At 67.8% G+C, this 23,715-nt stretch carries 24 protein-coding genes; 9 read left to right on the top strand and 15 right to left on the bottom strand.

Annotation, left to right across the window (positions count from 1 at the left end; all coding sequences use genetic code 11):
• Positions 1 to 19: 19 nt before the first annotated feature.
• On the bottom strand, positions 20 to 2,203 hold the full coding sequence (uvrB, locus tag NE2_RS21345; RefSeq protein WP_063028884.1) for an excinuclease ABC subunit UvrB: 2,184 nt from the start codon (positions 2,201 to 2,203) through the stop codon (positions 20 to 22).
• 702 nt (positions 2,204 to 2,905) lie between these two features.
• Here uvrB and NE2_RS21340 point away from each other — a divergent pair.
• The 3 genes from NE2_RS21340 (at position 2,906) to NE2_RS21330 (ending at position 5,084) form a co-directional block, all read left to right on the top strand.
• Positions 2,906 to 3,469 (top strand): DUF402 domain-containing protein, encoded by a 564-nt coding sequence (locus tag NE2_RS21340; RefSeq protein WP_084494225.1) that lies wholly within the window; start codon positions 2,906 to 2,908, stop codon positions 3,467 to 3,469.
• Positions 3,470 to 3,554: 85 nt separating this feature from the next.
• Positions 3,555 to 4,079, top strand: coding sequence for a ribonuclease FAU-1 family protein (locus NE2_RS21335; RefSeq protein WP_063028778.1), 525 nt, complete (start codon positions 3,555 to 3,557; stop codon positions 4,077 to 4,079).
• Between the two features lie 42 nt (positions 4,080 to 4,121).
• A complete protein-coding gene (locus NE2_RS21330; protein WP_063028776.1) occupies positions 4,122 to 5,084 on the top strand; it encodes an aldo/keto reductase in 963 nt (320 codons plus the stop codon).
• A 65-nt stretch (positions 5,085 to 5,149) separates the two neighbouring features.
• Here the strand turns inward: NE2_RS21330 and coaE are convergent, their stop codons facing one another.
• On the bottom strand, positions 5,150 to 6,346 hold the full coding sequence (gene coaE / locus NE2_RS21325; RefSeq protein ID WP_063028774.1) for a dephospho-CoA kinase: 1,197 nt from the start codon (positions 6,344 to 6,346) through the stop codon (positions 5,150 to 5,152).
• 291 nt (positions 6,347 to 6,637) lie between these two features.
• Between coaE and NE2_RS35830 the strand changes: the two genes are divergently transcribed.
• Positions 6,638 to 6,844 carry a hypothetical protein gene (locus NE2_RS35830; protein ID WP_146165248.1) on the top strand — a complete coding sequence of 69 codons (207 nt, stop codon included), beginning with the start codon at positions 6,638 to 6,640 and terminating at the stop codon, positions 6,842 to 6,844.
• Between the two features lie 54 nt (positions 6,845 to 6,898).
• Here the strand turns inward: NE2_RS35830 and NE2_RS21320 are convergent, their stop codons facing one another.
• Positions 6,899 to 8,428 carry a phospholipase C gene (locus NE2_RS21320; RefSeq protein WP_063028880.1) on the bottom strand — a complete coding sequence of 510 codons (1,530 nt, stop codon included), beginning with the start codon at positions 8,426 to 8,428 and terminating at the stop codon, positions 6,899 to 6,901.
• 221 nt (positions 8,429 to 8,649) lie between these two features.
• Entirely contained in the window at positions 8,650 to 10,119 is a 1,470-nt protein-coding gene (rpsA, locus tag NE2_RS21315) for a 30S ribosomal protein S1 (protein WP_039777576.1), read from the bottom strand.
• 475 nt (positions 10,120 to 10,594) lie between these two features.
• On the opposite strand from rpsA, the gene NE2_RS21310 reads away from it, so the two are divergent.
• Positions 10,595 to 11,476 (top strand): class I SAM-dependent methyltransferase, encoded by an 882-nt coding sequence (locus tag NE2_RS21310; RefSeq protein ID WP_063028772.1) that lies wholly within the window; start codon positions 10,595 to 10,597, stop codon positions 11,474 to 11,476.
• On the opposite strand, the gene NE2_RS21305 is transcribed toward NE2_RS21310, so the two are convergent.
• The 4 genes from NE2_RS21305 to NE2_RS21290 all read right to left on the bottom strand — a co-directional run bounded on the left by NE2_RS21305 (position 11,451) and on the right by NE2_RS21290 (position 14,953).
• On the bottom strand, positions 11,451 to 12,278 hold the full coding sequence (locus NE2_RS21305; RefSeq protein ID WP_063909449.1) for a hypothetical protein: 828 nt from the start codon (positions 12,276 to 12,278) through the stop codon (positions 11,451 to 11,453). The genes NE2_RS21310 and NE2_RS21305 overlap by 26 nt on opposite strands.
• A 109-nt stretch (positions 12,279 to 12,387) precedes the next feature.
• Positions 12,388 to 12,567, bottom strand: a complete 180-nt coding sequence (locus NE2_RS21300; protein ID WP_030514608.1) for a type II toxin-antitoxin system antitoxin — start codon at positions 12,565 to 12,567, stop codon at positions 12,388 to 12,390.
• Positions 12,567 to 13,505 carry an SPFH domain-containing protein gene (locus NE2_RS21295; protein WP_063028770.1) on the bottom strand — a complete coding sequence of 313 codons (939 nt, stop codon included), beginning with the start codon at positions 13,503 to 13,505 and terminating at the stop codon, positions 12,567 to 12,569. The genes NE2_RS21300 and NE2_RS21295 overlap by 1 nt, the downstream gene beginning before the upstream one ends.
• An 83-nt stretch (positions 13,506 to 13,588) precedes the next feature.
• Positions 13,589 to 14,953 (bottom strand): FAD-binding oxidoreductase, encoded by a 1,365-nt coding sequence (locus tag NE2_RS21290; protein WP_063028768.1) that lies wholly within the window; start codon positions 14,951 to 14,953, stop codon positions 13,589 to 13,591.
• 71 nt (positions 14,954 to 15,024) lie between these two features.
• Here NE2_RS21290 and NE2_RS21285 point away from each other — a divergent pair, with 71 nt between their 5' ends.
• On the top strand, positions 15,025 to 15,936 hold the full coding sequence (locus NE2_RS21285; RefSeq protein WP_063028766.1) for a LysR family transcriptional regulator: 912 nt from the start codon (positions 15,025 to 15,027) through the stop codon (positions 15,934 to 15,936).
• A 19-nt stretch (positions 15,937 to 15,955) separates the two neighbouring features.
• On the opposite strand, the gene NE2_RS21280 is transcribed toward NE2_RS21285, so the two are convergent.
• Positions 15,956 to 16,174 (bottom strand): type 2 periplasmic-binding domain-containing protein, encoded by a 219-nt coding sequence (locus tag NE2_RS21280; RefSeq protein ID WP_063028764.1) that lies wholly within the window; start codon positions 16,172 to 16,174, stop codon positions 15,956 to 15,958.
• Positions 16,175 to 16,226: 52 nt separating this feature from the next.
• Here NE2_RS21280 and NE2_RS21275 point away from each other — a divergent pair, with 52 nt between their 5' ends.
• Positions 16,227 to 17,069, top strand: coding sequence for an oxidoreductase (locus tag NE2_RS21275; RefSeq protein WP_063028762.1), 843 nt, complete (start codon positions 16,227 to 16,229; stop codon positions 17,067 to 17,069).
• 13 nt (positions 17,070 to 17,082) lie between these two features.
• Here NE2_RS21275 and NE2_RS21270 read toward each other — a convergent pair whose 3' ends face one another.
• The 4 genes from NE2_RS21270 to NE2_RS21255 form a co-directional block, all read right to left on the bottom strand.
• Positions 17,083 to 17,871 carry an amino acid ABC transporter ATP-binding protein gene (locus tag NE2_RS21270; protein WP_063028760.1) on the bottom strand — a complete coding sequence of 263 codons (789 nt, stop codon included), beginning with the start codon at positions 17,869 to 17,871 and terminating at the stop codon, positions 17,083 to 17,085.
• Entirely contained in the window at positions 17,868 to 18,818 is a 951-nt protein-coding gene (locus NE2_RS21265) for an amino acid ABC transporter permease (RefSeq protein ID WP_063028877.1), read from the bottom strand. The genes NE2_RS21270 and NE2_RS21265 overlap by 4 nt, the downstream gene beginning before the upstream one ends.
• A 6-nt stretch (positions 18,819 to 18,824) precedes the next feature.
• A complete protein-coding gene (locus NE2_RS21260; RefSeq protein WP_233429848.1) occupies positions 18,825 to 19,733 on the bottom strand; it encodes an ABC transporter substrate-binding protein in 909 nt (302 codons plus the stop codon).
• Positions 19,734 to 19,885: 152 nt separating this feature from the next.
• Positions 19,886 to 20,977, bottom strand: coding sequence for an isocitrate/isopropylmalate dehydrogenase family protein (locus NE2_RS21255; RefSeq protein ID WP_373862269.1), 1,092 nt, complete (start codon positions 20,975 to 20,977; stop codon positions 19,886 to 19,888).
• A gap of 173 nt (positions 20,978 to 21,150) precedes the next feature.
• Here NE2_RS21255 and NE2_RS21250 point away from each other — a divergent pair, with 173 nt between their 5' ends.
• Positions 21,151 to 21,660, top strand: a complete 510-nt coding sequence (locus NE2_RS21250; protein WP_233429847.1) for a 2'-5' RNA ligase family protein — start codon at positions 21,151 to 21,153, stop codon at positions 21,658 to 21,660.
• 76 nt (positions 21,661 to 21,736) lie between these two features.
• Positions 21,737 to 22,102: a thioredoxin gene (trxA, locus tag NE2_RS21245; protein WP_030514619.1), complete on the top strand. Its 366-nt coding sequence runs from the start codon at positions 21,737 to 21,739 to the stop codon at positions 22,100 to 22,102.
• 89 nt (positions 22,103 to 22,191) lie between these two features.
• Here trxA and NE2_RS21240 read toward each other — a convergent pair whose 3' ends face one another.
• On the bottom strand, positions 22,192 to 22,620 hold the full coding sequence (locus NE2_RS21240) for a 2-isopropylmalate synthase (RefSeq protein ID WP_063013019.1): 429 nt from the start codon (positions 22,618 to 22,620) through the stop codon (positions 22,192 to 22,194).
• Positions 22,621 to 23,026: 406 nt separating this feature from the next.
• A complete protein-coding gene (locus NE2_RS21235) occupies positions 23,027 to 23,671 on the bottom strand; it encodes a class I SAM-dependent methyltransferase (protein WP_063028756.1) in 645 nt (214 codons plus the stop codon).
• Positions 23,672 to 23,715 lie beyond the last annotated feature (44 nt).

Below are 23,715 nucleotides of genomic sequence, written 5' to 3'. Positions count from 1 at the left end.
AAAGATGCTGTGCGGGAACTCATTTCAGCCCGGCAGCGTCCATACCCCGCAACTCCTTCTTCAGGTCGGCGATCTCGTCGCGCAATCGCCCGGCCAGCTCGAACTGCAACTCTCGGGCGGCGTTCATCATCTGATCGGTCAGCTGGGCCACCAGATCCGCCAGTTCCGCGCGCGGCATATTCGCGATATCGCGGCCCTCGTACACGCCGGCGCTCACCGCGCGGCCGGGTTCACCCTGGGCACGGCGTCCGCGGCTGGCATTGCGTCCGGATCCGCCGACCTCGACCTCGGTCTCGTCGGCCTCGCGGTAGACCTGATCGAGGATATCGGCGATCTTCTTGCGCAGCGGTTTCGGATCGATGCCGTTGGCTTCGTTGTAGGCGATCTGCTTGGCCCGCCGGCGTTCGGTCTCGTCGATGGCCTGGCGCATCGAATCGGTCACCTTGTCGGCGTACATGTGCACCTCGCCGGAGACGTTGCGCGCGGCGCGCCCGATCGTCTGGATGAGGCTGGTAGCACTGCGCAGGAAGCCTTCCTTGTCGGCGTCCAGAATCGCGACCAGCGACACCTCCGGCAGGTCGAGGCCCTCACGCAGCAGGTTGATGCCGACCAGCACGTCGTACTCACCCAGCCGCAGCTGCCGCAGCAGTTCGACGCGGCGCAACGTGTCGATCTCCGAATGCAGGTAGCGCACCCGAACACCCATGCCCAGCAGATAGTCGGTGAGATCCTCGGCCATCTTCTTGGTCAGGGTGGTGACCAGTACGCGTTCGTCGCGTTCGGTGCGGGTGCGGATCTCGTGCACCAGATCGTCGATCTGGCCCTTGGTCGGCTTGACCACCACCTGCGGGTCGACCAGACCGGTCGGGCGAATCACCTGCTCGACGAATTCACCGCCGGTACTGCCCAGCTCGTACGGGCCGGGCGTGGCCGACATGTACACGGTCTGACCGATCCGGTCGGCGAACTCCTCCCAGGTGAGCGGGCGGTTGTCGACCGCCGAGGGCAGCCGGAAGCCGTATTCGACGAGGTTGCGCTTGCGCGACATATCGCCTTCGTACATGCCGCCGATCTGCGGGACGGTCACGTGCGACTCGTCGATGATCAGCAGGAAGTCCTCGGGGAAGTAGTCGAGCAGCGTCGCCGGCGCCGACCCCGCCGGGCGGCCATCGATGTGCCGCGAGTAGTTCTCGATACCGGAGCAGAACCCGACCTGCCGAATCATCTCCAGGTCGTATTGGGTGCGCATGCGCAGCCGCTGTGCCTCGAGCAGTTTGCCCTGCCGCTCCAGATCCGCCAGCCGCTGTTCGAGTTCGGTCTCGATATCGGCGACCGCGCGCTCCATCCGGTCCGGCCCGGCCACGTAGTGGGTGGCCGGGAAGATACGCAAGGTGTCGACCTGACGCACCACATCGCCGGTGAGCGGATGCAGGTAGTACAGCGCCTCGATCTCGTCGCCGAAGAATTCGATCCGGACCGCGAGCTCCTCGTAGGAGGGAATGATCTCGACGGTGTCGCCGCGCACCCGGAACGACCCGCGGGTGAAGGCCATGTCGTTGCGCGTGTACTGGACATCGACCAGCAGGCGCAGCAGCCGGTCGCGTTCGACCTCGGTACCGACCTCGAGCTGCACCGAGCGGTCCAGATAGGACTGCGGCGTACCCAGACCGTAGATACACGAGACCGAGGCGACCACCACGACATCGCGCCGCGAGAGCAAGCTCGAGGTCGCCGAATGGCGCAGCCGCTCCACGTCGTCGTTGATCGAGGAGTCCTTCTCGATATAGGTATCGGTCTGCGCGATATAGGCCTCGGGTTGGTAGTAGTCGTAGTAGGAGACGAAGTACTCCACCGCGTTGTGCGGCAGCATCTCGCGCAGTTCGTTGGCCAGCTGGGCCGCCAGGGTCTTGTTCGGCGCCATGACCAGGGTCGGGCGCTGCACCCGCTCGATCAGCCAGGCCGCGGTGGCCGACTTGCCGGTGCCGGTGGCGCCGAGCAGCACCACGTCCTTCTCGCCGCCACGCAACCGCCGCTCCAGCTCGGCGATCGCGGCGGGCTGGTCACCGGCGGGCTGATGCTCGCTGACGACCTCGAATCGCCCGTCGGAGCGCTCGATCGCCCCGATCGGCCGGAATTCCGAATGCGCCAGCGGCTGCCCGCCGGGTGCGTCCGAATCCGCGGGGATCTCCGTTGCGAAAGCCATGGTCACCAGGGTAAGCCGCGGCACCGACAAGTTCCGGCGCCATGACCGCGGGCACACGCACACACCCGATGATCATTTTTCAGCCACGACTACGTATCGGCGGCAGCAGGCCCACCGGCGCACGGCCCTGGCACCGCCCGGACGGCGCGACCAGCCCGGCGTGCGCAACGACCGCCCGGGGCAACCGCGCGGCAAAATCAGCGGTACTCCGGCCGACCCGGCCCGCGCTACCGGTAGCTCAATTCTCCGCCGACGCTTTCAGACATTTCGAACAATTCGAGATAGGCCACCACGTCTCGGCCACTGCGGGCCGAAAACATTATCCCGCACAATAATTCGACAATTCCCCCAACGCCCGGCCGCACCCCCGCCCACCGGCACCTCCGAGACCCCGCCGCCGACCATTGCGGCCGGTCTGGCCGGAGGTTTGCCGGGACCTCGGGAGCACTGCCCCGGCAACCTCGCGCGCAGCATTGGATCAACCGACCAGATGCCCGAAATGTCCGGTAGCACAAGCCGCCTCGATGATCACGGCACGGCCGAATCAGCCGAATTCCGTGTCGTTTTCACCCCGCCGGAGGGGGTTGCCCGGGTGTACGCTGATCCGGTCGGAAGTCGAGAAGGGCAAGTGTTATGGCCGGTTTCCTCGCTGAACGTGTCACCCGGACTCTGCGCACTGCCGCGCCCAATGGAGTCAGCCCAATGCCGTCGAATCGCAACATTCCGGGCCGAAAAGCACCGATTCCGGTGCCACCATCGGGTACGGCACACAGACCGCACGTCGAATATTTCGATATCGCCGATCTCACCAGAACCGATTCCCGCGGTTTCGTCCATTCGGTCGACAGTTATCACGCCGAGCCGTGGGGGCTGTATCTGGTCCGGGCCGCCGATACCCCGCCCTACCGCTACACCGAGACCTGGCTGCTGCCCAGGCAGTCGATCCGCGTCACCATGCATCACGTCAACGCGGCGCACGATCGCGATCCGATCTATCACATCTATATCGGCAACTTCGCCAAGATCGAGCCGAAGCGCTGGCGGGCCGAGTACCACTACATCGACATCGTCGCCCGAAACGGCCACGTCTGCGAACTGCACGGGGTCGACGAACTGTTCGCCGCGCACGCGGCCGGCCACGTAACGGCCGAGACGGCTCAGCGCGTGTTCGAACAGGCCACCGCGGTCGTCGACGGTATCGCCTCGCACGATCACAACTTCGAACGCTGGCTCACCACCCAGGGCATCACCCTGCACTGGCTGTAGCCGCGTCCCGCCCGCTCGCGCCGATGATCATCCGGATCGCGGCGCGAGCGGGCGTTTCGCGGGCCCGCGGCGGTAGATTCGGGGCATGACGCAGGGGCATGTGGTCGATCTGCATCGGCCGAAAGTCGAATACTTCGACCTCGCCGGGTCCACCAACACCGATCCGAAGGGCTTCGTGCGGCCGGTCGAGACGTATCGGACCGAACCGTGGGGGCTCTACATGGCCCGCACCGCCGATCATCCGGAATTCCACTACCTCGAATCCTGGCTGCTGCCGGAGCTGTCGCTACGCGCCACCATCTTCCACTTCCGCCCCACCCACCGGCGTGACCAGGACTTCTACCTCGATATCGGCGATTTCGAAGCGGCGGGGCCGCAAATGTGGAAGTCGGTCGACCACTACCTCGACATCGTGGTCCGTACCGGTCGAGAGGCGATTCTGCTCGACGTCGACGAGCTCCTGGCCGCCCACGCCGCCGGATATCTGACCGCGTCGCAGGCGCAACAGGCGATCGAGGCCGCCACCCGGGCGATCGACGGAATCGCCTCGCACGGTTACGATTTCGAGTCCTGGCTGCGCTCGCGAGGTATCGAGATCGGCTGGCGGTGACGGTACGGGCCGAGCTACGCGACCTCGAGAACAAGGAGAGCCATGGGTGAGTCGTCTTCGCTGCGCCGGGTCGGGAACTCGGGGCTCGCGGTATCGGTCGTCGGACTGGGCACCAACAATTTCGGGATGAAGCTCGATCTCGAGCAGAGCAGGGCGGTGCTGCACGCCGCGCTCGACCACGGCATCAACCTGATCGATACCGCCGACTCCTACGGGGAATCGGAGCGGCGAATCGGCGAGATCCTGCAGGGCGCACGCGACGACGTCGTCATCGCGACCAAGTTCGGCAGCGACGTGCGCCGCCTCGGCGGGGACAACGGCGAGGACTGGGGCGCGCGTGGCTCGCGCCGCTACATTCGCCGGGCGGTCGAGCAGTCGCTGCGCCGGCTGCGCACGGACTGGATCGATCTCTACCAGCTTCATCGCCCCGATCCGGCGACGCCGATCGAGGAGACGCTGTCGGCGCTGGACGATCTCGTCCACGAGGGCAAGATCCGGTACCTGGGCCATTCGAACTTCACCGGCTGGCAGACCGCGGACGCCGAGTGGACCGCACGCACGCGCAATCTCGAGCGATTCATCAGCGCGCAGAACGAGTACAGCCTGCTGCGGCGTGGGATCGAGGCCGATCTGGTGCCGGCGCTCGAGCACTACGGGATCGGGCTGCTCCCCTACTTCCCCTTGGCGAGCGGTCTGCTCACCGGTAAGTACAAGCGCGGCGTGCCCGCGCCCGAAGGCAGCAGGATCCAGGCGTGGGGCCGGGAATCCGCACTCACGGACGCGGCTTTCGACATCCTGGAACAGCTGGAGGACTTCGCCGCGCAGCGTTCGATCACCCTGCTCGACGTCGCCATCGGCGGTCTCGCCGCGCAGCCCGCGGTGAGTTCGGTGATCGCCGGCGCCACCTCACCCGAACAGGTCGAGGCCAATGTCCGGGCCGGGCAGTGGCAGCCCACCGCCCAGGACCTCGCGGAGATCGACCGGATCACCTCCGTATCGCGCTGACCGCGGGTATGGGCGCCCCGCCGAAAAGCGCTCGGCCGGTGCGTCCGATCGCGGTGGTGCCCGTATCAGGCGCGGGGAACTCGCTCGTAGATCTTGTCGAACCAGGGTTCCTTCACCGACAGGTAGGCCTCGATGGCCTCGTCGCCCACCTTGCCCGCCGCCTCCGCCTCCCCGCGGCGCTTGATCTCCGAATACTCGGTACGGGCGTCGGCGTCGGCGCGCAGCCAGTCGCGGAAGTCCAAGGCGAAGCGCTGCCCCGGCGAACCGTCCACGCGCACATGGATATTCGCGAGCCGCCCGGGGTCGGCGTTGCCGTGCAGACGTTTCGCCCACAGTTCGGCATCGGTGCCCGCGGGATCCTGCGGCGTCGGTTTGGGGTTGTCGCCGGTGACCGAGTCGACCAGAGGAAAACCGGCGAGCGCCAACCGGTCTCGCAGTGCGTCGGCCGTCGCGAGGTCGGCGACCGTGATCTGGATGTCGATCACATCCTTGGCCACCAGCCCGGGCACTGCCGTGGAACCGATGTGATCGATCCGGCGCGCATCACCACCGCAGGCCAGCCACAGCCGGCCGATCAACCGCTGCGCCTGCGCCGGCCACTGCGGATCCGGCTCGACCAGCCGCACCGCCCCGGTCGAGCGCGCCGGGGTCCGGGTGCGCAGATTGTGTTCGAACGGCAGCAGGCGCTGCTCCCACAGCGCCCGCACCTGCGGCGCCAGCGCCTCGGCGTCGGAGTTGTTGTCCAGCAGGACATCCGCGGCCGCCCGCCGCTGGTCGTCACTGGCCTGTGCCTTGATCCGCGCCAGCGCGTCCGCGCGGCTCACGCCGCGGAACTGCTCGAGCCGGTGCACGCGCGTCTGTTCGTCGGCCATCACCACCACGACGAGATTCATCATCGCGCCGAGATTGTTCTCGACCAGGAGCGGAACATCCTGCACCACAATCGCGTCCGCCGGCGCGGCGGCGATCAGCTCGGTCGTGCGCCGGCCGACCAGCGGATGGGTGATCGAGTTCAGCGTCGTGCGCGACTGCTCGTCGGCGAAGGCGACCGCCGCGAGCGCGGGGCGGTTCAAACTGCCGTCCTCGGCCAGGATTTCCGGGCCGAACGCCGCGACGAGTGCGGCGAGGCCCTCGGTGCCTGGTTCGACGACCTCGCGGGCGATGGCGTCGCTGTCGACCAGAACAGCCCCGTATTCCACCAGCAGCCGCGCCACCGTCGACTTACCCGCTCCCATGCCTCCGGTGAGACCGATACGCAACATTTCCCCAGTCTCGCATCCCACCACCGCGCCCCGCGCCCGCACCCCGGCCGCGGGGCGATCGGGCTGATTACCCACTGCGTGAATCCTTTTCACCTCAACCGCGCGGTATTACTCATTCCGTGACGCCGGTGATATCAATTCGCAACTTTTTCCGCCCGATACCGACCTGGGGTCGGCAACTTTCCGACACGCCGGGCTCGAAGTCACGCAAAATCCGCAACCCCGCACTTTTGTTCCGCTACTGTTTCGCCGCGGGCGATCCAGGCCATCCGAGCTAGCGAAGGAAGATCATTGGGCACCACAAACATCCAGTCGGGTCGCCACCGGCTGGGTATGGCAGGCACCGTGCACTGCATTCGGATTCCCGCCGTTGCGGCAGCACTGGCCGAACACCGCCGTTCGTGGTTGACCGCCCTACTCAGCCCGGCACGGCACAGCTTCGCGGCCATGCGCAGCCGGGGCGGGATCACCCGCTGGATTCCCGCCACGGCGAGCTGACCAGTACAACGAACGTTCGGCGGCCCACCGCGCATTCGGTGGGCCGCCCGTTTTTCACACCAGGCCGCTCGGGGCCCGGCGCGAGCCCGGTTCCTGGCTCGGCATCGCATTCGGCGGCACCGGATAGGGAATTCCCTTATCCTCGGTACCGAGCGCGATATTCGGCCCACATTGCGCGAGTGCGGCATCCGATTTCGGTTTCGGATCGCTAATTCGCGGCGGCACGGAATCGGGCGTCGAACCGAAATCGAATGCCGAGGTCATATCGCCGGTGACGCTGCGCCGCCAGGCGGTCACATTCGGCACCTCCACGCCGAAACGGCGTTCCAGCAAACGCAATTGCGAGGTGTGGTCGAAGGTCTGCGAAGCGACCAGCCCGCCGCGTGAATACGGGGAGATGACGAAGCACGGGACGCGATAACCCAATCCGATCGGGCCGGCGATACCCTTGGCCGCCGGTACCCGGCCGAGATCCACCATCAGGTACTCCCCCGGTGTGCCGGGCGGCGGGGTCGGCGGGGTGACGTGATCGAAGAAGCCGCCGTTCTCGTCGTAGCTCACGATGAGCGCGGTCTTCTCCCACACCTTCGGATTGGAAGTGAGGATGTCGAGCACCTGCATGATGCCCACCGCGCCCAACGCGGGTGGCAGCGCGGGATGTTCGCAGTTGAACAGCTGCGGGATCACCCACGACACCGAGGGAAGCCGGTCGGCGGCCACGTCCGCGGCGAAGTCCTGCGGATACACCGGGGCCTTGCCGCGTTTGGCGAGTTCGGAATTCGGGTCCGCGGCCTGTGTGAAGCAACCCATCATGCCGTCGAGGATCACCGACGAGATCGGTCCGACATCGCGATTGTTGTAGATCTTCCAGTCGACGCCGGCCTCCGAGAGGTTCTCCGGATAGGTGCGCCAGCTATAGGCGTTCTGCGGGATCAGCGTCGGCGTCTCCACCAGCGGCCCGCCGGCCAGACCGTCGGGGTCGATGGTGGCGGAGATCCAGTACAGCCGGTTCGGGTCGGTCGGGCCGAGCATCGAGCAGTGGTAGTGGTCGCAGAGGGTGAACGCATCGGCCAGCTCGTGGTGAACCGGAATATCGGCGCGGGTGTAATACCCCATGGCCGCCGGACCGTTGGCAGCGCCGACGCTGGCCACCGACATCGGCATCCAGCGGTCGTTGCGGCCGCCGTTCCACGCCTCGTGCATTCCGGCCCAGGAATGATCGGGATCGTTGATGCACTCACCGTCGAGGGTAGCGCCGCGGGTGGTGTCGAGCCGGAACGGGACGATGAACCCGTCGGCGGTTGGCCCGACGCCGGGTGCGTAGCCGTACTGCTTCCACGCCGACGAGGCGTCGTCGAAACCCCTTACACCGGACAGGGTTCCGAAGTAGTGGTCGAACGAGCGGTTCTCCTGCATGAGCAGGACGAAGTGCTCGATATCGCCGAGCCCGCCCATCCCCGCCGGGTCGGCCGCGTGCGCGCGCTCGATGATCGGATTCGCCCAGGCGGCCAGGGCCCCCACTCCGCCGGCCGCCATGGCCTTCGCCAGAAAATCACGCCTGTTGATGCCGTCGAACAGACCCATGCCGGTGCCGAGACCTTCCGCGTCGGTGAAATGAACAGTGCCGGTTGACAGGACAGTGCCGGCCGACAAGACCATGCCGGCTGACGGAGGACAGTGGCAGATCCTCGCCGAGAATAATGGACCGGCGGCATCGACGCGGTGACGACGGGCTGAACGAGTAGCCCGGAGATGGGCGAAGGCCCCGGTCCGATGGACCGGGGCCTTCGCTTCAGCTCAGCGAATTACGCGTTGCCGGACAGCTTCTCACGCAGCGCGGCGAGCTGCGCGTCGCTGGCCAGCGAACCGCCGGCCGGCTCCGAGGAGCTGGAGGACGAGCTCTGCGCGCCGCTCTCGGAGGAGTAGTTACCGGAGGCACCACCGTTGGCGGCCTCGGCGGCGGCGTCGGCCGCCATCTTCTCCATCTGAGCGGTGTGCATCTTGTGGCGACGCTCGGCCTCGGCGTAGCGGCCTTCCCACTCTTCCCGCTGCTTGTCGAAGCCCTCGAGCCATTCGTTGGTCTCGGGGTCGAAGCCCTCGGGGAAGATGTAGTTGCCCTGCTCGTCGTAGCTGTCGGCCATGCCGTACTTCGACGGGTCGAACTCGGCGTGGTAGTCCTCGTTCGCCTGCTTCAGCGACAGCGAGATCCGGCGACGCTCCAGGTCGATGTCGATGACCTTGACCATCGCGTCGTCGCCCACGGCGACAACCTGGTCCGGCACCTCGACGTGGCGCTCGGCCAGCTCGGAGATGTGCACCAGGCCCTCGATGCCCTCTTCGACGCGCACGAACGCACCGAACGGAACCAGCTTGGTGACCTTGCCGGGCACGATCTGGCCGATGGCGTGGGTGCGGGCGAACTGACGCCACGGGTCTTCCTGGGTGGCCTTGAGCGACAGCGAAACCCGCTCGCGGTCCAGGTCGACGTCGAGAACCTCGACGGTGACCTCCATGCCGACCTCGACAACCTCGGACGGGTGGTCGATGTGCTTCCAGGACAGCTCCGAGACGTGCACCAGACCGTCGACGCCGCCGAGATCGACGAACGCACCGAAGTTGACGATCGAGGACACGACGCCCTTGCGGACCTGGCCCTTCTGCAGCTGGTGCAGGAACTCGCTGCGAACCTCCGACTGGGTCTGCTCCAGCCAGGCGCGGCGGGACAGGACCACGTTGTTGCGGTTCTTGTCCAGCTCGATGATCTTGGCCTCGATCTCCTTGCCGACGTACGGCTGCAGATCGCGAACGCGGCGCATCTCGACCAGGGACGCCGGGAGGAAGCCACGCAGGCCGATGTCCAGGATCAGACCACCCTTGACGACCTCGATGACGGTGCCCTTGACGGCCTCGTCCTTCTCCTTGAGCTCCTCGATGGTGCCCCACGCCCGCTCGTACTGAGCCCGCTTCTTCGACAGGATCAGGCGGCCTTCCTTGTCCTCCTTGGTGAGAACGAGGGCCTCGACCTCATCGCCCACGGAAACGACCTCGGCCGGGTCGACATCGTGCTTGATGGACAGTTCGCGGGAAGGGATGACGCCTTCGGTCTTGTAACCGATGTCGAGCAGAACCTCGTCGCGGTCGACCTTGACGATCGTGCCTTCGACGATATCTCCGTCGTTGAAGTACTTGATCGTCTTGTCGATGGCGGCGAGGAAGTCCTCGGCGGAGCCGATGTCGTTGACGGCTACCTGCGGCGAGGTGACGGTGGTGGGCATATGTTGGGTTGCTCCGGACGGATTGTGGTCGGTAGTGGACATTGGAACTCTCGGTTTTGCTGTGAAGTCACAGCGGTGGAACTACGTTGACGGCCATGCACAGCACATCGCTGCGACACAGCACAACGCTGTACTCACTGCAGAAACTCACAGCACCGGCTGCGAAATCACAGCCCGCGGGCGACTTCCGAAATCCGTAACCCCTGCGCCCGGTACCGAGCGCTACAGTACCGACAGCGGCTACGCAAATGCCGAAGACACTCGCGGGAAACAGCGTACGCGACGTGAGTTACGCCAAGCAAACACGGGCCCCCGCCCGCACCATGATCATACGTCCGGCATCGAACACCGTTCCCGCACAGTGTGGTACCCGTCACGGCCGAGACGTAAGCACCCCGGTCGCGCGCCCGGGCCGGCCGGATCGGAGAAGGCGTCCGCGGGGGCGCGGACCGGGCCGTGCCATACGCTGCGAACCATGTCCGACGACCCGCATCCGGCCCTCCTCGACGACGAGCGCCACGCCCAGGCCAATGCCCTGCTCGGCACCGCGCGGGTGACCCGCGCGACCGTCGGGTCGGCGGTCAGCGAGCGCGCCAACCGGCGCTGGTGGGATGCCGATGCCGCGCAGTACCACGAGACGCACGCCGATTTCCTGGGCGTCGACTCCGAGGCCGGAGAATTCGTCTGGTGCCCGGAGGGGTTGCACGAGGGCGACTGGCATCTGCTGGGCGAGGTCGCCGGGCGGCGAGTACTGGAGATCGGATGCGGATCGGCGCCGTGTTCGCGCTGGCTGGCCGCCCAGGGCGCGCATCCGGTCGGACTGGATCTGTCGCGGGCGATGCTCGACCGCGGACTCGCGGCCATGGCGCGCGGCGGACCGCGGGTGCCGCTGGTGCAGGCCGGTGCCGAGGCGCTGCCGTTCGCGGACGAATCGTTCGATCTGGCCTGTTCGGCGTTCGGCGCGGTCCCGTTCGTCGCCGATGCCGCCCGGGTGATGCGGGAGGTGGCCCGGGTGCTGCGGCCGGGCGGGCGCTGGGTGTTCTCGGTCAATCACCCGATGCGGTGGATCTTCCCCGACGATCCGGGCCCGGACGGACTGCGCGCCACGATCCCCTACTTCGACCGCACGCCCTACGTCGAGGTCGACGCCGACGACGAACCGATCTACGTCGAACATCACCGCACGATCGGCGATCGGGTCCGCGACATCGTCGGCGCGGGCCTGATCCTGCTCGACATCGTCGAACCCGAATGGCCGGAGTGGCTCGAGCGCGAATGGGGTCAGTGGAGCCCGTTGCGCGGTGAGATCTTCCCCGGCACAGCCATTTTCGTTACCGAGAAGCCGCCGCGGCATTAGCCCGCGCGGCCCGCGGCAGCGGCGGCGCCGCCGTCGCCTTGCCGTCGGACACCGAGTTCTGCGCGGGAATGGGCGTGGTCTTGCCCGGATCGGGTTTGGCCACCGGCGCGGCGGGCGCGGCGGCGGGCTCCGCCTTACCGGTGGGCGGTGTCTTACCGATAGGCGGTGTCTTACCGGTGGGCGCTGCCTTACCGCTCGACGCCTCCGCGCCGGCCGGACCCGCGAACGGCGGCAGGGCCGCGAACCGCGGGTCGATACGCGCGGTCCGGCTGACGTGGGTGATCCAGCGCCGCGCGCGGGTCAGCGGATGGTCCGGGAACTGCGGATCCCAGCGCGCGTCGTCGGCGATGTTGTAGGGCAGCTTGCCCTTGACCTCGGGCGCGTACGGATGCGGCGGGAACATGTTCGCGAAGCCGACCTTCGGCACGACCGCGGCCTCCCGCACGCCGGAGCGGCCGGTTTCGGGACACATGATCTTCACGATCGCGCTGCATCCGGCCTTGGGCACGACGATTCCGGCGGTGAAGCCCAGTCCGGACGCCTGATCGGCCAGCGGGAACTTCTCCAGGCGCAGCAGGGCCGGCTGGGAATCCACGGTGATGGCATGTGCCTCGATCAGGCAGCCGAACTCGGCCTGCAGTTCGGTGAGGCGGCGGCGCAACGTGTCGATGTCGGACAGCGGGGCGGGTAAGTCCGGTACCAGATCGATATAGCTCAGCGTGATGATGTCACGGGTGGCCGGATTCCCCCACGTGGTCTGGTCAAGCTGCTGCAGTCCCCCGGTTTCGAACACGATTGGCACGCAACCAAGCTACCCATCTGTGACCTTTTCGCACTTCCTGGGGCGTTTTGTGTTCAAGGCGTGACCACCTGGTAATAAATATCGGACGAAACGGGTGTCAGGTTTGTTTTCATTCAGGGGTCTCCCCGGACCGCCGCGGGGAGCGCCCCACCTGATCGAGCGCCATCCGCAGAGCGAACTCGATCTGAGCGTTGATGCTGCGCAGGTCGTCGGCCGCCCACTTGGCTATCGCCTCGTGGACGGCCGGATCGAGCCGGACGAGCACCTTCTTGGGCTCGCGCTTGGCCATCAGGAGTAGAGCGTTCCGGTGTTGACGACGGGCTGGGCGGATCGATCACCGCACAGCACCACCAGCAGATTCGACACCATCGAGGCCCGCCGTTCCTCGTCCAGGTCGACCATCCCCTCCTCGGTCAGCCGCTGCAGCGCCATGCCCACCATGCCGACCGCGCCCTCGACGATGCGGCTGCGCGCGGCCACCACCTGCGCGGCCTGCTGGCGGACCAACATCGACTGGGCGATCTCCGGCGCATACGCCAGGTGCGTGATCCGCGCTTCGAGAATCTCGATACCCGCGAGCGCGGTACGTTCGCGCAGTTCGGTGGTCAGTTCCTCGGCGACCTCGGCGCCGTTGCGCAGGCTGGTCGGGGCCGGGTCGTCTGCCCCGGAGAGGGCCGGCGTCATCGCCACGGCCGCGGGCACGACGTCGGGGGCCGCGTCGTAGGGGTGCACCGTGGCCAGGTGCCGGACGGCGGCCTCGGACTGGGTCTGCACGTACTCCTCGTAGTCGTCGACGGCGAAGGCGGATTTGAAGCTGTCCACGACCCGGTAGACCACCACGGCCGCGATCTCCACCGGATTGCCGTCGAAATCGTTGACCTTCAACTTCTGCGTCTCGAAATTACGGACCCGCAACGAGATTCGCCGTTTGGTGGTCAGCGGGAGGGCCCAGAAGAAACCGGCGTCGGCGACCGATCCGACGTAGCGGCCGAAAAACTGCAGCACCTTGGCCTCGTTCGGGCCGACCGTGGTGAGCCCGGTCAGCAGGATCACCGCGACCGCGAGGATCACGTATCCCGCGGCCGCGCCGATCGCCGCACCGGCGCCCCCGCCCGAACCGGCGGCGCTGGAGGCGGCGACCCCGCCGATCAGTCCGGCGGTACCGACCACCAGCAGCACCAACAGCATCAAGAACCCGTTCAGCCGGAAGGCCGGACGCAGCGACATGACATCCTCCCAATATTGAAGTGATATCACGACGATAGCGCAGAGATATCTCAGACGCCAGAGGTCCGGTCGGCGGACTCCGCTCAGGCGGGCCGGATGTTGCGGTTGAAGCGGAAGAGGTTGGCCGGGTCGTACTCGGACTTCAGCGCCTGCAACCGCGCATAGGTCCGCGCCGAGTAACCGGCCCGGGTCTGGTTCTCATCGGCCCACTCCCCGGCGCCGTAGAGGAAGTTCAGGTTGTGGCCGATCGTCCACGGCGCCAACGTCTTCGCGACCAGATCGTGGTAGCCCCGCGGATCCGGGCCGTCCGAGTTCGGCATCGTGATGACGCGCGCGTTGTATTCGGCCTCCCGGTGATCCATCGCGATCCCCGCCGGACCCGGGCGGCGCAGCGCTCCCCCGAGATGCCGGAAGCCCGCCACCGCCGCGACCGGCGCCTCGAGGCCGGTGGCATCGAGAAGCGCCGAGGCCGCGTCCGCGGTCAGATCCGACAGCAGTGCGTTGGTCGCGGTATAGGCGTGCGGGAAATTCGGATCGCGGTAGATGCCGTGGGTGTCGATGTAGGGCATCGTTCGCAGGTCGTCGGCGATCCGGGCGCCCACCTCGCGCAGTGGCCGGACCAGCCGCTCACCGTCGGCGGCCGACCCGGTGAAGGCGATGTTGACGGTGGCCAGATAGCGCCCGCGCAGCGGCTCCGGAATCGCCGCGACATCGGGCATCGTCATCATGGTGATCGCCGAGGTCATCTCCTCGGGGACCTCGGCGGTCCACTGCCGCCACGCCTCGAGGGCGGGTTCCACCAGCGGGGTGTCGAAGGTGAGCTGTCCGCCGTAGACCTCGGTGATCGGGAACAGTTCGATTTCCATGCCGGTGACCACACCGAAGTTGCCGCCGGAACCCAGTGCGGCGCCGAACAATTCGTCGCCGGGGGTGAGGCGGCGCAACCGGCCGTCTGCCGTCACCAGTTCCAGGACACGGACCCGGTCGGCGGCGTAGCCGAAGGTGCGCGCCAGAATGCCGAGCCCGCCGCCCAGGTGATAACCGATCACGCCGACCGAGGGCGAGGAACCGTTCAGCGGCGCCAGACCGTGCGCGACCGCCGCGGCGATCAGCGCCTCAGCCTGCACGCCGGCGGCCACCCAGGCAGTGCGGGCGCCCGGATCGACGCGCACCTGGGTCATCCGGCGCGTACTGATCAGCACGCCGCCGGCGGCCGGCACCGAAAGCCCGTGCCCGGTCGCCTGCACGGCGACGGGCAGCCGGTGCCGGGCGGCGAATTCCACCGCCGCGCGCACATCCTCGGCGTGGAGCGCACCGACGACCAGATCGGGCCGGTGCGTATAGGCGGTCTGGAAGCCGGAGACCTCGGCGTCGTAGCCGTCGTCACCCGGGCGGAAGACCGGGCCGGTGACGGTGGGCAGTTCGGCGGGGAAGTTCGAGTTCGTCATGTCCGGAACTCTGCCGCCGGGCGTATGAGAAGTAAAACAGATAGTTCTTCTCGTTACTAGAATGAACTGTTATGGAACTGCGGCAGTTGCGCTACTTCGTCACCGTCGCCGAGGAGGCCAACTTCACCCGGGCGGCCCAGCGGCTGCATCTGGCCCAGCCCGGTCTCTCGGCGCAGATCCGGCAGCTGGAACGGGAATTGGGTCAGCCGCTGCTCGACCGGTCGGGACGCACCGTGACACTGACCGCCGCCGGCGCCGCCGTGCTGCCGCACGCGCGGGCGGCATTGGCGGCGGCACAACAGGTTTCCTTCACCGTCGACGAGTTCACCGGACTGTTGCGAGGGCAGGTTCGCATCGGCCTGATCTCCGGGGCGGCGACCGAGGAGTTCGACGTCGCAACGGTCCTGTCGGCCTTCCACCGCGATCATCCGCAGGTCGGCATCACCCTCACCGAGGACACCACCGACCGCATGCTCGCCGCGCTCACCCACGGCGAACTCGACATCGCCCTGGTCGGGCTGACCGGCGAGACACTCGACGAACGCCTCGCCGCCGACGTCGTCTTCGAGACGCGCCTGGCCGCTGCCGTAGCGCGCGACGATCACGCGTTCGGCTCCCGGATCGCACTGGACGAGTTGCGCGAGCACTCCCTGATCTGTCTGCCACGAGGCACCGGAATCCGCGGCGTGCTCGAACGTTGCTGTGCCGCTGCCGGATTCACTCCGATGATCGAGTTCGAGGCCGCCGCGCCGCCGCTGCTCGTTCAACTGGCCGCCGGAGGACTGGGTATCGCCGTGGTACCGGCCCTCGGTGCCGCCCACGCCGAGGCCGCGGGAGTCCGGATGATCGAGATCACCGACCCCGAGATGTACGGACAGCTCGCCCTGGTCTGGCGGTCGGATCGGCCGGCGGCACCGGCCGCGAAGGTATTGCTCGGGCAGTTGCGGATCGCGCTGGGCCCCCGGAGGACAGCGCACCGATGAACGCCCACGCAAGACCCTGCTATCGACTGCCGACCACCAGGCGGCACGCCTCGATGTAGCCGCGAACCAGCGGCCGCGACTCGCCGCACCGCCACGCGAGCGCGAGCTCGCCCGGGCCGATTCCCCGCACTTCCCGGGCGACCACGCCCTCGTGCGCGACCAGCGGGACGTTGCCCGCCGCGAGCAGGACCACCCCGTCGCCGTTCAGCAGCGCCTCGTAGGTCTTGGACTTCACCACTGGGGACAGACAAAGATTTATCTCGTACCCCGAACTACCGAGGAGAGTTTCCGTGAGCACAGGCAAGGTCTGGCTGATCACCGGCGCGAGTAGCGGTTTCGGCCGCGCGATCGCCCAGAACGCGATCGACGCCGGCGATATCGTCGTCGCGGTCGCCCGCCGCACCGCCGCGCTGGACGATCTGGTCGCCGCCCACCCCGATCGCATCGAGGCCGTCGCCCTCGACGTCACCGACACCGCCCGCGTCGACGCGGTCGTCACCGATGTGATCGCCCGGTACGGCCGCATCGACGTGCTGGTCAACAATGCCGGACGCACCCAGGTCGGCGCGGTGGAGGAAACCACCGACCGGGAGTTGCGGGACCTGTTCGACCTGCACGTCTTCGGTCCCGCCGCGCTCACCCGCGCCGTCCTGCCGCAGATGCGCGCCCAGGGCAGCGGGGCGATCGTCATGATGAGCAGTGTGGGCGGCCAGATGTCGTTCGCCGGCTTCTCCGCCTACAGCGCAACCAAATTCGCGCTGGAGGGGTTGTCGGAGGCGCTGGCCGACGAGGTGGCGCCGTTCGGCATCCGGGTGCTCGTCGTGGAGCCGGGCGCCTTCCGTACCGGCCTGTTCGGTTCCGGCGCAGCCTATTTCAGTGCCGAATCCGATGTCTACGCCGACACCGCGGGCAAGACCCGCCGCATGATCGAGGGCGGCGACGGCACCCAGCCCGGCGACCCGGTCAAGGCCGCGGCCGCCATCCGCGCCGCACTCGAGGCCGAGCGCACCCCGCTGCGGCTGCCGCTGGGCAGCGATTCGGTCGACACCCTGCTCGGTCACCTCGACTCCGTGCGTGCCGAGATCGGCGAATGGGAAAAGGTCTCGCGCGCAACGGCGTTCGACGAGAACTGAGCCTCGATCGCTTCTACAGGATGCGGGACAGGAAGGCCTGGGTTCGCTCGTGTTGCGGATTCGCCAGCACCTCGCGCGGATCTCCGGCCTCCACCACCACTCCCCCGTCCATGAACACCAGCTGGTCGGCGACCTCGCGGGCGAAACCCATTTCGTGCGTGACGACCACCATCGTCATGCCTGATTGCGCCAATTCGCGCATGACCGTGAGGACTTCGCCGACCAGCTCGGGATCCAGGGCCGAGGTGGGCTCGTCGAACAGCATCAGTTTCGGATCCATCGCCAGGGCGCGGGCGATCGCGACCCGCTGCTGCTGGCCGCCCGACAACTGCGCCGGATAGGCATCGGCCTTGTCCGCCAAGCCGACTCGATCGAGCAGTTCCCGCGCCCGGGCGACCGCCTTGGAGCGGGAGAGCTTCTTCACATGGATCGGCGCCTCGATGACATTCGCCAGCGCGGTGCGATGGGGAAACAGATTGAAGTGCTGGAACACCATGCCGACGTCGCGACGCTGGCGAGCCGACTCCCGCGGACGCAGTTCGTAGAGTTTGCCCCCGCGCTCGCGATAGCCGACCAGATCGCCGTCGACGTAGAGGCGCCCGGCGTTCACCCGTTCCAGATGGTTGATGCACCGCAGAAAGGTCGATTTGCCGGATCCGGACGGGCCGATCAGGCACATCACCTGCCCGCGCGCGACCTCGAGCGACACTCCCTGCAACACCTGCAGCGCACCGAAGTTCTTGCACACCCGCTCGGCCCGGATCATCGGAACATCGGCCGAGGCCGCCACGGCGCTGCTCATTTGCCGACCTCCGTCGTCTGCTGGGTGGTGGCCAGTGCGCGCAGCTGCCGGCCGGTCAACTGCCGCGTCACCCCGCGCGAGTAGTACCGCTCGAGATAGAACTGGCCGACCATCAGCACACTGGTGATCGCCAGATACCAGGTCGCACTGACCAGCAGCAGCGGGATCGGCTGGAAGTTGATGCCGTAGATATCGCGGGCGCGGCCGTACAGATCGGTGGTCAGCGGGATCGCGGTGACCAGTGAGGTGGTCTTCAACATGGAGATCAGCTCGTTGCCGGTGGGCGGGATGATCACCCGCATCGCCTGCGGCAACACCGTGCGCCGCATGGTCTGTCCCCACGACATGCCGAGCGCCACCGACGCCTCGCGCTGCCCCTCACCCACCGAATTGACTCCGGCACGCACGATCTCGGCCATGTAGGCGGCCTCGTTCAGGCCCAGGCCGATCATGGCGAAGATGAAAGGCTGCGACCAGTCCTGCACATCCCACTGCACGAAACTGGGCCCGCCGAACGGGATTCCGAGCTGAATCGATTTGTACAGCGCCGGGAACAGGCCCCAGAAGACGAGCTGGATGTATACCGGGGTGCCGCGGAAGATCCACAGGTACACCCACGACACCGACCGCAGCACCGGATTCGGCGACAGCCGCATCACCGCGAGGATCACGCCGAGAACCACGCCGATCGCCATCGCCAGCACGGTCAGTTCGAGGGTGACCACCGCACCCTCGGAAATCCGCCGATCGAACAGGTATTTCCAGTAGGTGTCCCAGCGATAGGCCGGGTTGGTGGCGGCGCCGTAGACGAACAGCCCGAGCAGGATCAGCAGCACCGCCGCGGCGATCCAGCGTCCGGGCCGCCGCAGCGGTACGGCCTCGATCGGCTCCGGCATGGACGCCTCGGGCGGCCCGGCCTGCGAGGCGGCGGGGGGTTGCGCGGACATGTGCACTCAGCCTTTCGCACCGTTGATGACCGAGGTGGTGATCGCACCGGCCTCCACGCCCCAGTTCTCGGCGATGGTGTGATAGACGCCGGAATCGATCAGATGCTGCAGCGCCGCTTGCAGGACGGGGGCCAGCGGCGAACCCTTCGGTACCGGCCAGCCGTAGGGTTCGGCCTCGAAGACCGGGCCCGCGGCCTCGATGGTGTCGGGATTGCGCTTGATCGCATACGCGGTGACCGGGGAATCGGCAGACATGGCGTCGACCTGGCCGAGGACCAGGGCGGTGGCCGCCGCACTCTGTTCGTCGTAGGACATCTTGTGGATCTCGGGCTTGCCGGCATCGGCGCAAGCCTTCGATTTCGCGGGGATCTCGTCGATGTCCTCCGTCGTGGTGCGCTGCACCGCGACCTTCTTGCCGCAGGCGTTGTTCGGATCGATCGGACGGCCCTTGCGCTGTGCCCATTGAATGCCGGCGGAGAAGTAGTCGACGAAGTCGACGGTCTTCTCCCGCGTCAGGTTGTCGGTGAACGACGACATTCCCACGTCGACGGTGCCGGCCTCGATCGCGGGGATGATCTTCTCGAAGTCGGCTTCCTGGTAGTCGGCGCGCACACCGAGCACAGCGGCGACCGCATCCATCAGATCGACGTCGAATCCGATGATCTGACCGGTGTGCGGATCGCGGTACTCGTTGGGCTGGTACGGAACGTTCACACCGACCACGAGCCGTCCCGCCCGCGCGATCTTCGGCGGCAGCTGCGCGGCGATCGACTCGACCTTCGTCACCGGCACCTTGGGCACCTTGGGCGATTCGTCCTCGGTGTTGTCCGCACATCCCGCCGCCAGCACCGCCGCACCGACGATCACGCACGCGGCTCGCAGGATGTACCCGCGGGCGCCGAGTCGAACTGACACGCGGCCCTCCGTATTCGCGCGACCCGCCACCGTGAGCGGGTCGCCGTGTAGCAATGCAGCCATTCGAAAATCTAGGCGATCGGCACGAGATGCGCCGGTCGGTTACCGAAGGTTAATGCGCGCCACGACCGGCGGCAGGGGTACACGCCGATTCACCTGCGATGCACGCGAGCCCGGACCTGCTCGGTGAATTCACTGGTCGAGGCCAGTCCGCCGAGGTCGGCGGTGGCGATACCGGCTGCCAGGGTCGCCGCCACCGCACGCTCGATCCGGTCGGCGGCGCCCAGCAGCGCCGGATCGCCGTCGCGGGTGCCCAGCCAGCGCAACAGCATCGCGGCCGACAGTTGCAGTGCGCCCGGATTCGCCCGGTTGCGCCCCGCCAGCGTCGGAGCCGCGCCGTGCACCGCCTGAGCCATCGCCTTGTCGTCCGAGCAGTTCAGCGAGGCCGCCAGGCCCAGCGACCCGGCGAGTTCCCCCGCGAGGTCGGAGAGGATGTCGCCGAACAGGTTCTCGGTCACCAGCACGTCGTAGTCACCGGGCGCGCGGACCAGATGGGCCGCGGCGGCGTCGACGTGTTCGTCGTCGACCTCGATTCCGGAATATCCCGCGGCCACCTCCGCGCAGACCTCGCGGAACAGTCCCATCGTCATCGGCAGCACATTCGCCTTGTGCACGATCGTCAACCGGCCGCGCCGCGCTGCCGCGAGCATGCAGGCCTGATGCGCGATGCGTTCGCAGGCGGCCCGGGTGATCACGGCCACGGCCATCGCCACATCGGCGGTGGGCCGGAATTCGCCCGAACCGGCGAACATGTTGCGGTCGGCGTAAAAGCCCTCGCTGTTCTCGCGCACGATCACCAGATCGATGTCCTTCGCCGCCGCCCGCACGCCCGGAAAGGCCCGGGCCGGGCGGATATTCGCGTACAGGCCGAAGCGTATGCGGATCGCCCCGCCCGGCGGGGCCCCGATCCGGTGATGCGGGGCGTAGGAGGCGTTGTCGTGCGGACCGAGGATCCAGGCATCGAGATCGGCGAGGGCGGACAGCGTGGTCTCCGGCAGCGGTTCCCCGCATTCGGCGATGGCCGCATGCCCGATCGGCAGCTCGACCCATTCCGGCGTCGCCGCACCGGCCGCGGTGAGAGCCTCGTCCACCACGGCCCGGGTCGCCCGCACCACCTCCGGCCCGATGCCGTCGCCCTCGATCAGCCCGAGCCGCACCGCCCGCCGCGCATCCACCGCGCTCACTCCTCTGCTCGCACCACCCCGTCCCGGCCGGTCCGTGGCCCGGCGCACCGGGTCACCCTATTGGGTGCCGGATCGCCGAGCCGACCGCGGGCCCGGCCTGCCCGGCAACTCGGGTAATCGGCGCACCGGGCCCGGCCCGCGCGCGTAAGTTGGCCTGAACCATGGTGCAGTCGGTGGAACTGGTACTCGACGAGGCGGCGGAGGCCGAGGTCCGCCGGCAGTGGGGTGCGCTGGCCACGGCCGGAATGCACAGTCCCACACCGGAACACCGGCCGCACATCACCGTCGCGGTCGCCCGCGAGATCTGGCCCCGGATGGACAAGACGCTGGCCGCCCTGCCGTTCCGGCCGCTCCCGATCCGGCTGGGCGGGCTGCTGATATTCGGCGCCCGCCATCCGATTCTGGTACGGCTGGTGGTGCCCACCGAGGACCTGCTGACGATGCAACGGCGCATCGCGGCGGTCATCGACGCGTGCCCCGGCGTTCCGGCGAACATGTGCCCGGACGCGTGGACCCCGCACGTCACGCTGGCACGGCGGCTGAAACCGGAGCACTGGCCCGCGGCGATCGACGCGGTGGCCGCCGAGCGGGATTTTGCGGCTACCGTGGTGGGTATTCGGCGGTGGGACGGTGATCGGCGGATCGAGTGGCCGATCGCCCCAGGGGGTGGGGTCCACGGTTGAGCCGCGGACGCCGGCCGCGCGGAAGATGTGCACAGCGTCCCGCGTTGCACCGCATACAACGAGACGAGAGGAACCCATGGCCACCCAGACCCTGACCGCGCAGAACTTCGACGAGATTGTGACCGGAAACGACGTCGTCCTGGTCGATTTCTGGGCCGATTGGTGCGGGCCCTGCAAGGCGTTCGCGCCCACCTTCGAGGCATCCTCGGAACAGCATCCCGATGTCGTCCACGGCAAGGTCGACACCGAGGCCGAGCAGAGCCTCGCCGCCGCCGCCAACATCCGCTCCATCCCCACGATCATGGCCTTCCGCGAGGGCGTCCTGGTCTTCGCGCAGCCCGGCGCACTGCCGCCGGCCGCGCTGGAAGATCTGGTCTCCCAGGTGAAGGCGCTCGATATGGAAGAGGTGCGCAAGCAGCTCGCCGAACAGCAGCAGGGCTGACCCGCACGAACCGGTGCCGCATCCCGATTCTTCACGAAAGGGGATGCGGCACAGTGGTTTTCGCGTGTCGGCTCGGTTGCCGAACCGGCTCAGTTCCCGAGTTTGTTGATGCCGGCGATCATGGCCCGAACGGTCGACTCCGGCCCGTCCCCGGCGAGCGCGGCGCCCCAGCCTCGGCGGCCGTTGCATTCGCACTGCACGAAGGTGGCGGTGCCGGCGCCGGTACGCCGCTGGTGGAACTGCAGAATCTCCACCGGGTAGCCCTCGTCGTAGAGCGCCGAGGTCAGCGCGGCGACCGGGCTCCCCGCGGACACCACGGTCCGCGCATGTCCGGCCAGTTCGATGGTCGCGGTGTAGGTCGCCCGCTGTTCGGCCCGCGCCCAGTCGCTGAGCTTGACCGGGCCGGTGTGCGCGCAGTAGCGGTCGTAGAACTCCGCGGGAGTCAGGTCGGCGGATTCGGCGCGCAGCCCCTTGGGCGCGGCCGCGATGAAGGCATGTGTATCGATAGTGATCGTCATTGGACTAGGTCTTCCCGAAGCTTTGTCGTTGGTCGGATGACAGAGGGGACCAGCGCAAACACTTGTAACGGCCGCAGCGAGGGGGCCGGTCCGAATCAGCTCCCGCTACGGCGAGGTACTACGAGAAGTCGCGCCGCAGCCACCATCGCGGTAAGCGGAAGGAGCACCACGCGGTCGCGGTCGGCGACGTTGCGCGCGGCGCTGTGGCTTGCGGCGGGATTCGGCACGGCTTCGAGAATATGGACTCACCGCGTCGATGGCAACAATATTGCGGCGGAACCAACGAGTAACTTCGTCACATTTTCGAGTGAACGGCATGCCAACGGACAGTGCCGGGGTGAACGCCGCATTCGCGCAGGCCACAGCGGGTCCACAGGATGTGGCCCCGGACACGGTCGGCGTGTCGTCACCGGGGTTGCCCGGGTTTGTCCCACCGCAACAGATAGCGCCAGAACACCAGCCGCCGCACGCGCGCGCCCGGCAGGAGGTCGCCCGCCCGGCGCGCGACCTCGCGCGTGGTCAGTGGCGGATCGAGCACGACCGGCATCACCGCATGCGTGGGTTCGTGCGCGTACCAGGCGCCGCGTCCCGTGGCACGCAGCGTCGCGAACGTCGCGCCGAAGAGGCGATGGCCGAGCACGCCCGCGATCTCCGCGGGCAGTTCACGCAGCGGATCTGCCCGCGGCAGCGCGATCACCGCGAGCACCCCGCCCGGCCGCAGCGTGTGCGCGAGCCGCGGCAGCACCCGTTCCAGGGGCAGGTGATGGAGCGTGGTGAGCGACACGACGGCGTCGTAGGCGGCTTCCGGCAGCGGGTACTCGAGAATGTCGGCTCGGGTGCATTCGACGTTGCCCGGGACGACACCGCGGGCCGCCTCGATCATCTCCGGCGAGCGGTCCACCGCGTCGACCCGGTCGGCGCGCCGCGCCATCTCAACCGCCAAAGCGCCTGCCCCGCAACCGACTTCGAGGATCCGCTCACAGCGCTGCGGCAGCTGCCGCAGCAGCGTCCGGTGGTAGAAGGCGTTGTGATCCCAGTCCACTGCACCCATCGCGCCACCCTACGTTGCGACCGGTCGATCGCGCACCGACCGCC

The sequence above is a fragment of the Nocardia elegans NBRC 108235 genome, from assembly GCF_001612845.1.
Lineage (GTDB): Bacteria > Actinomycetota > Actinomycetes > Mycobacteriales > Mycobacteriaceae > Nocardia > Nocardia nova.
The sequence above is the reverse complement of the archived record's forward strand: the minus strand, read 5'-3'. Positions and strand labels throughout refer to the sequence as shown.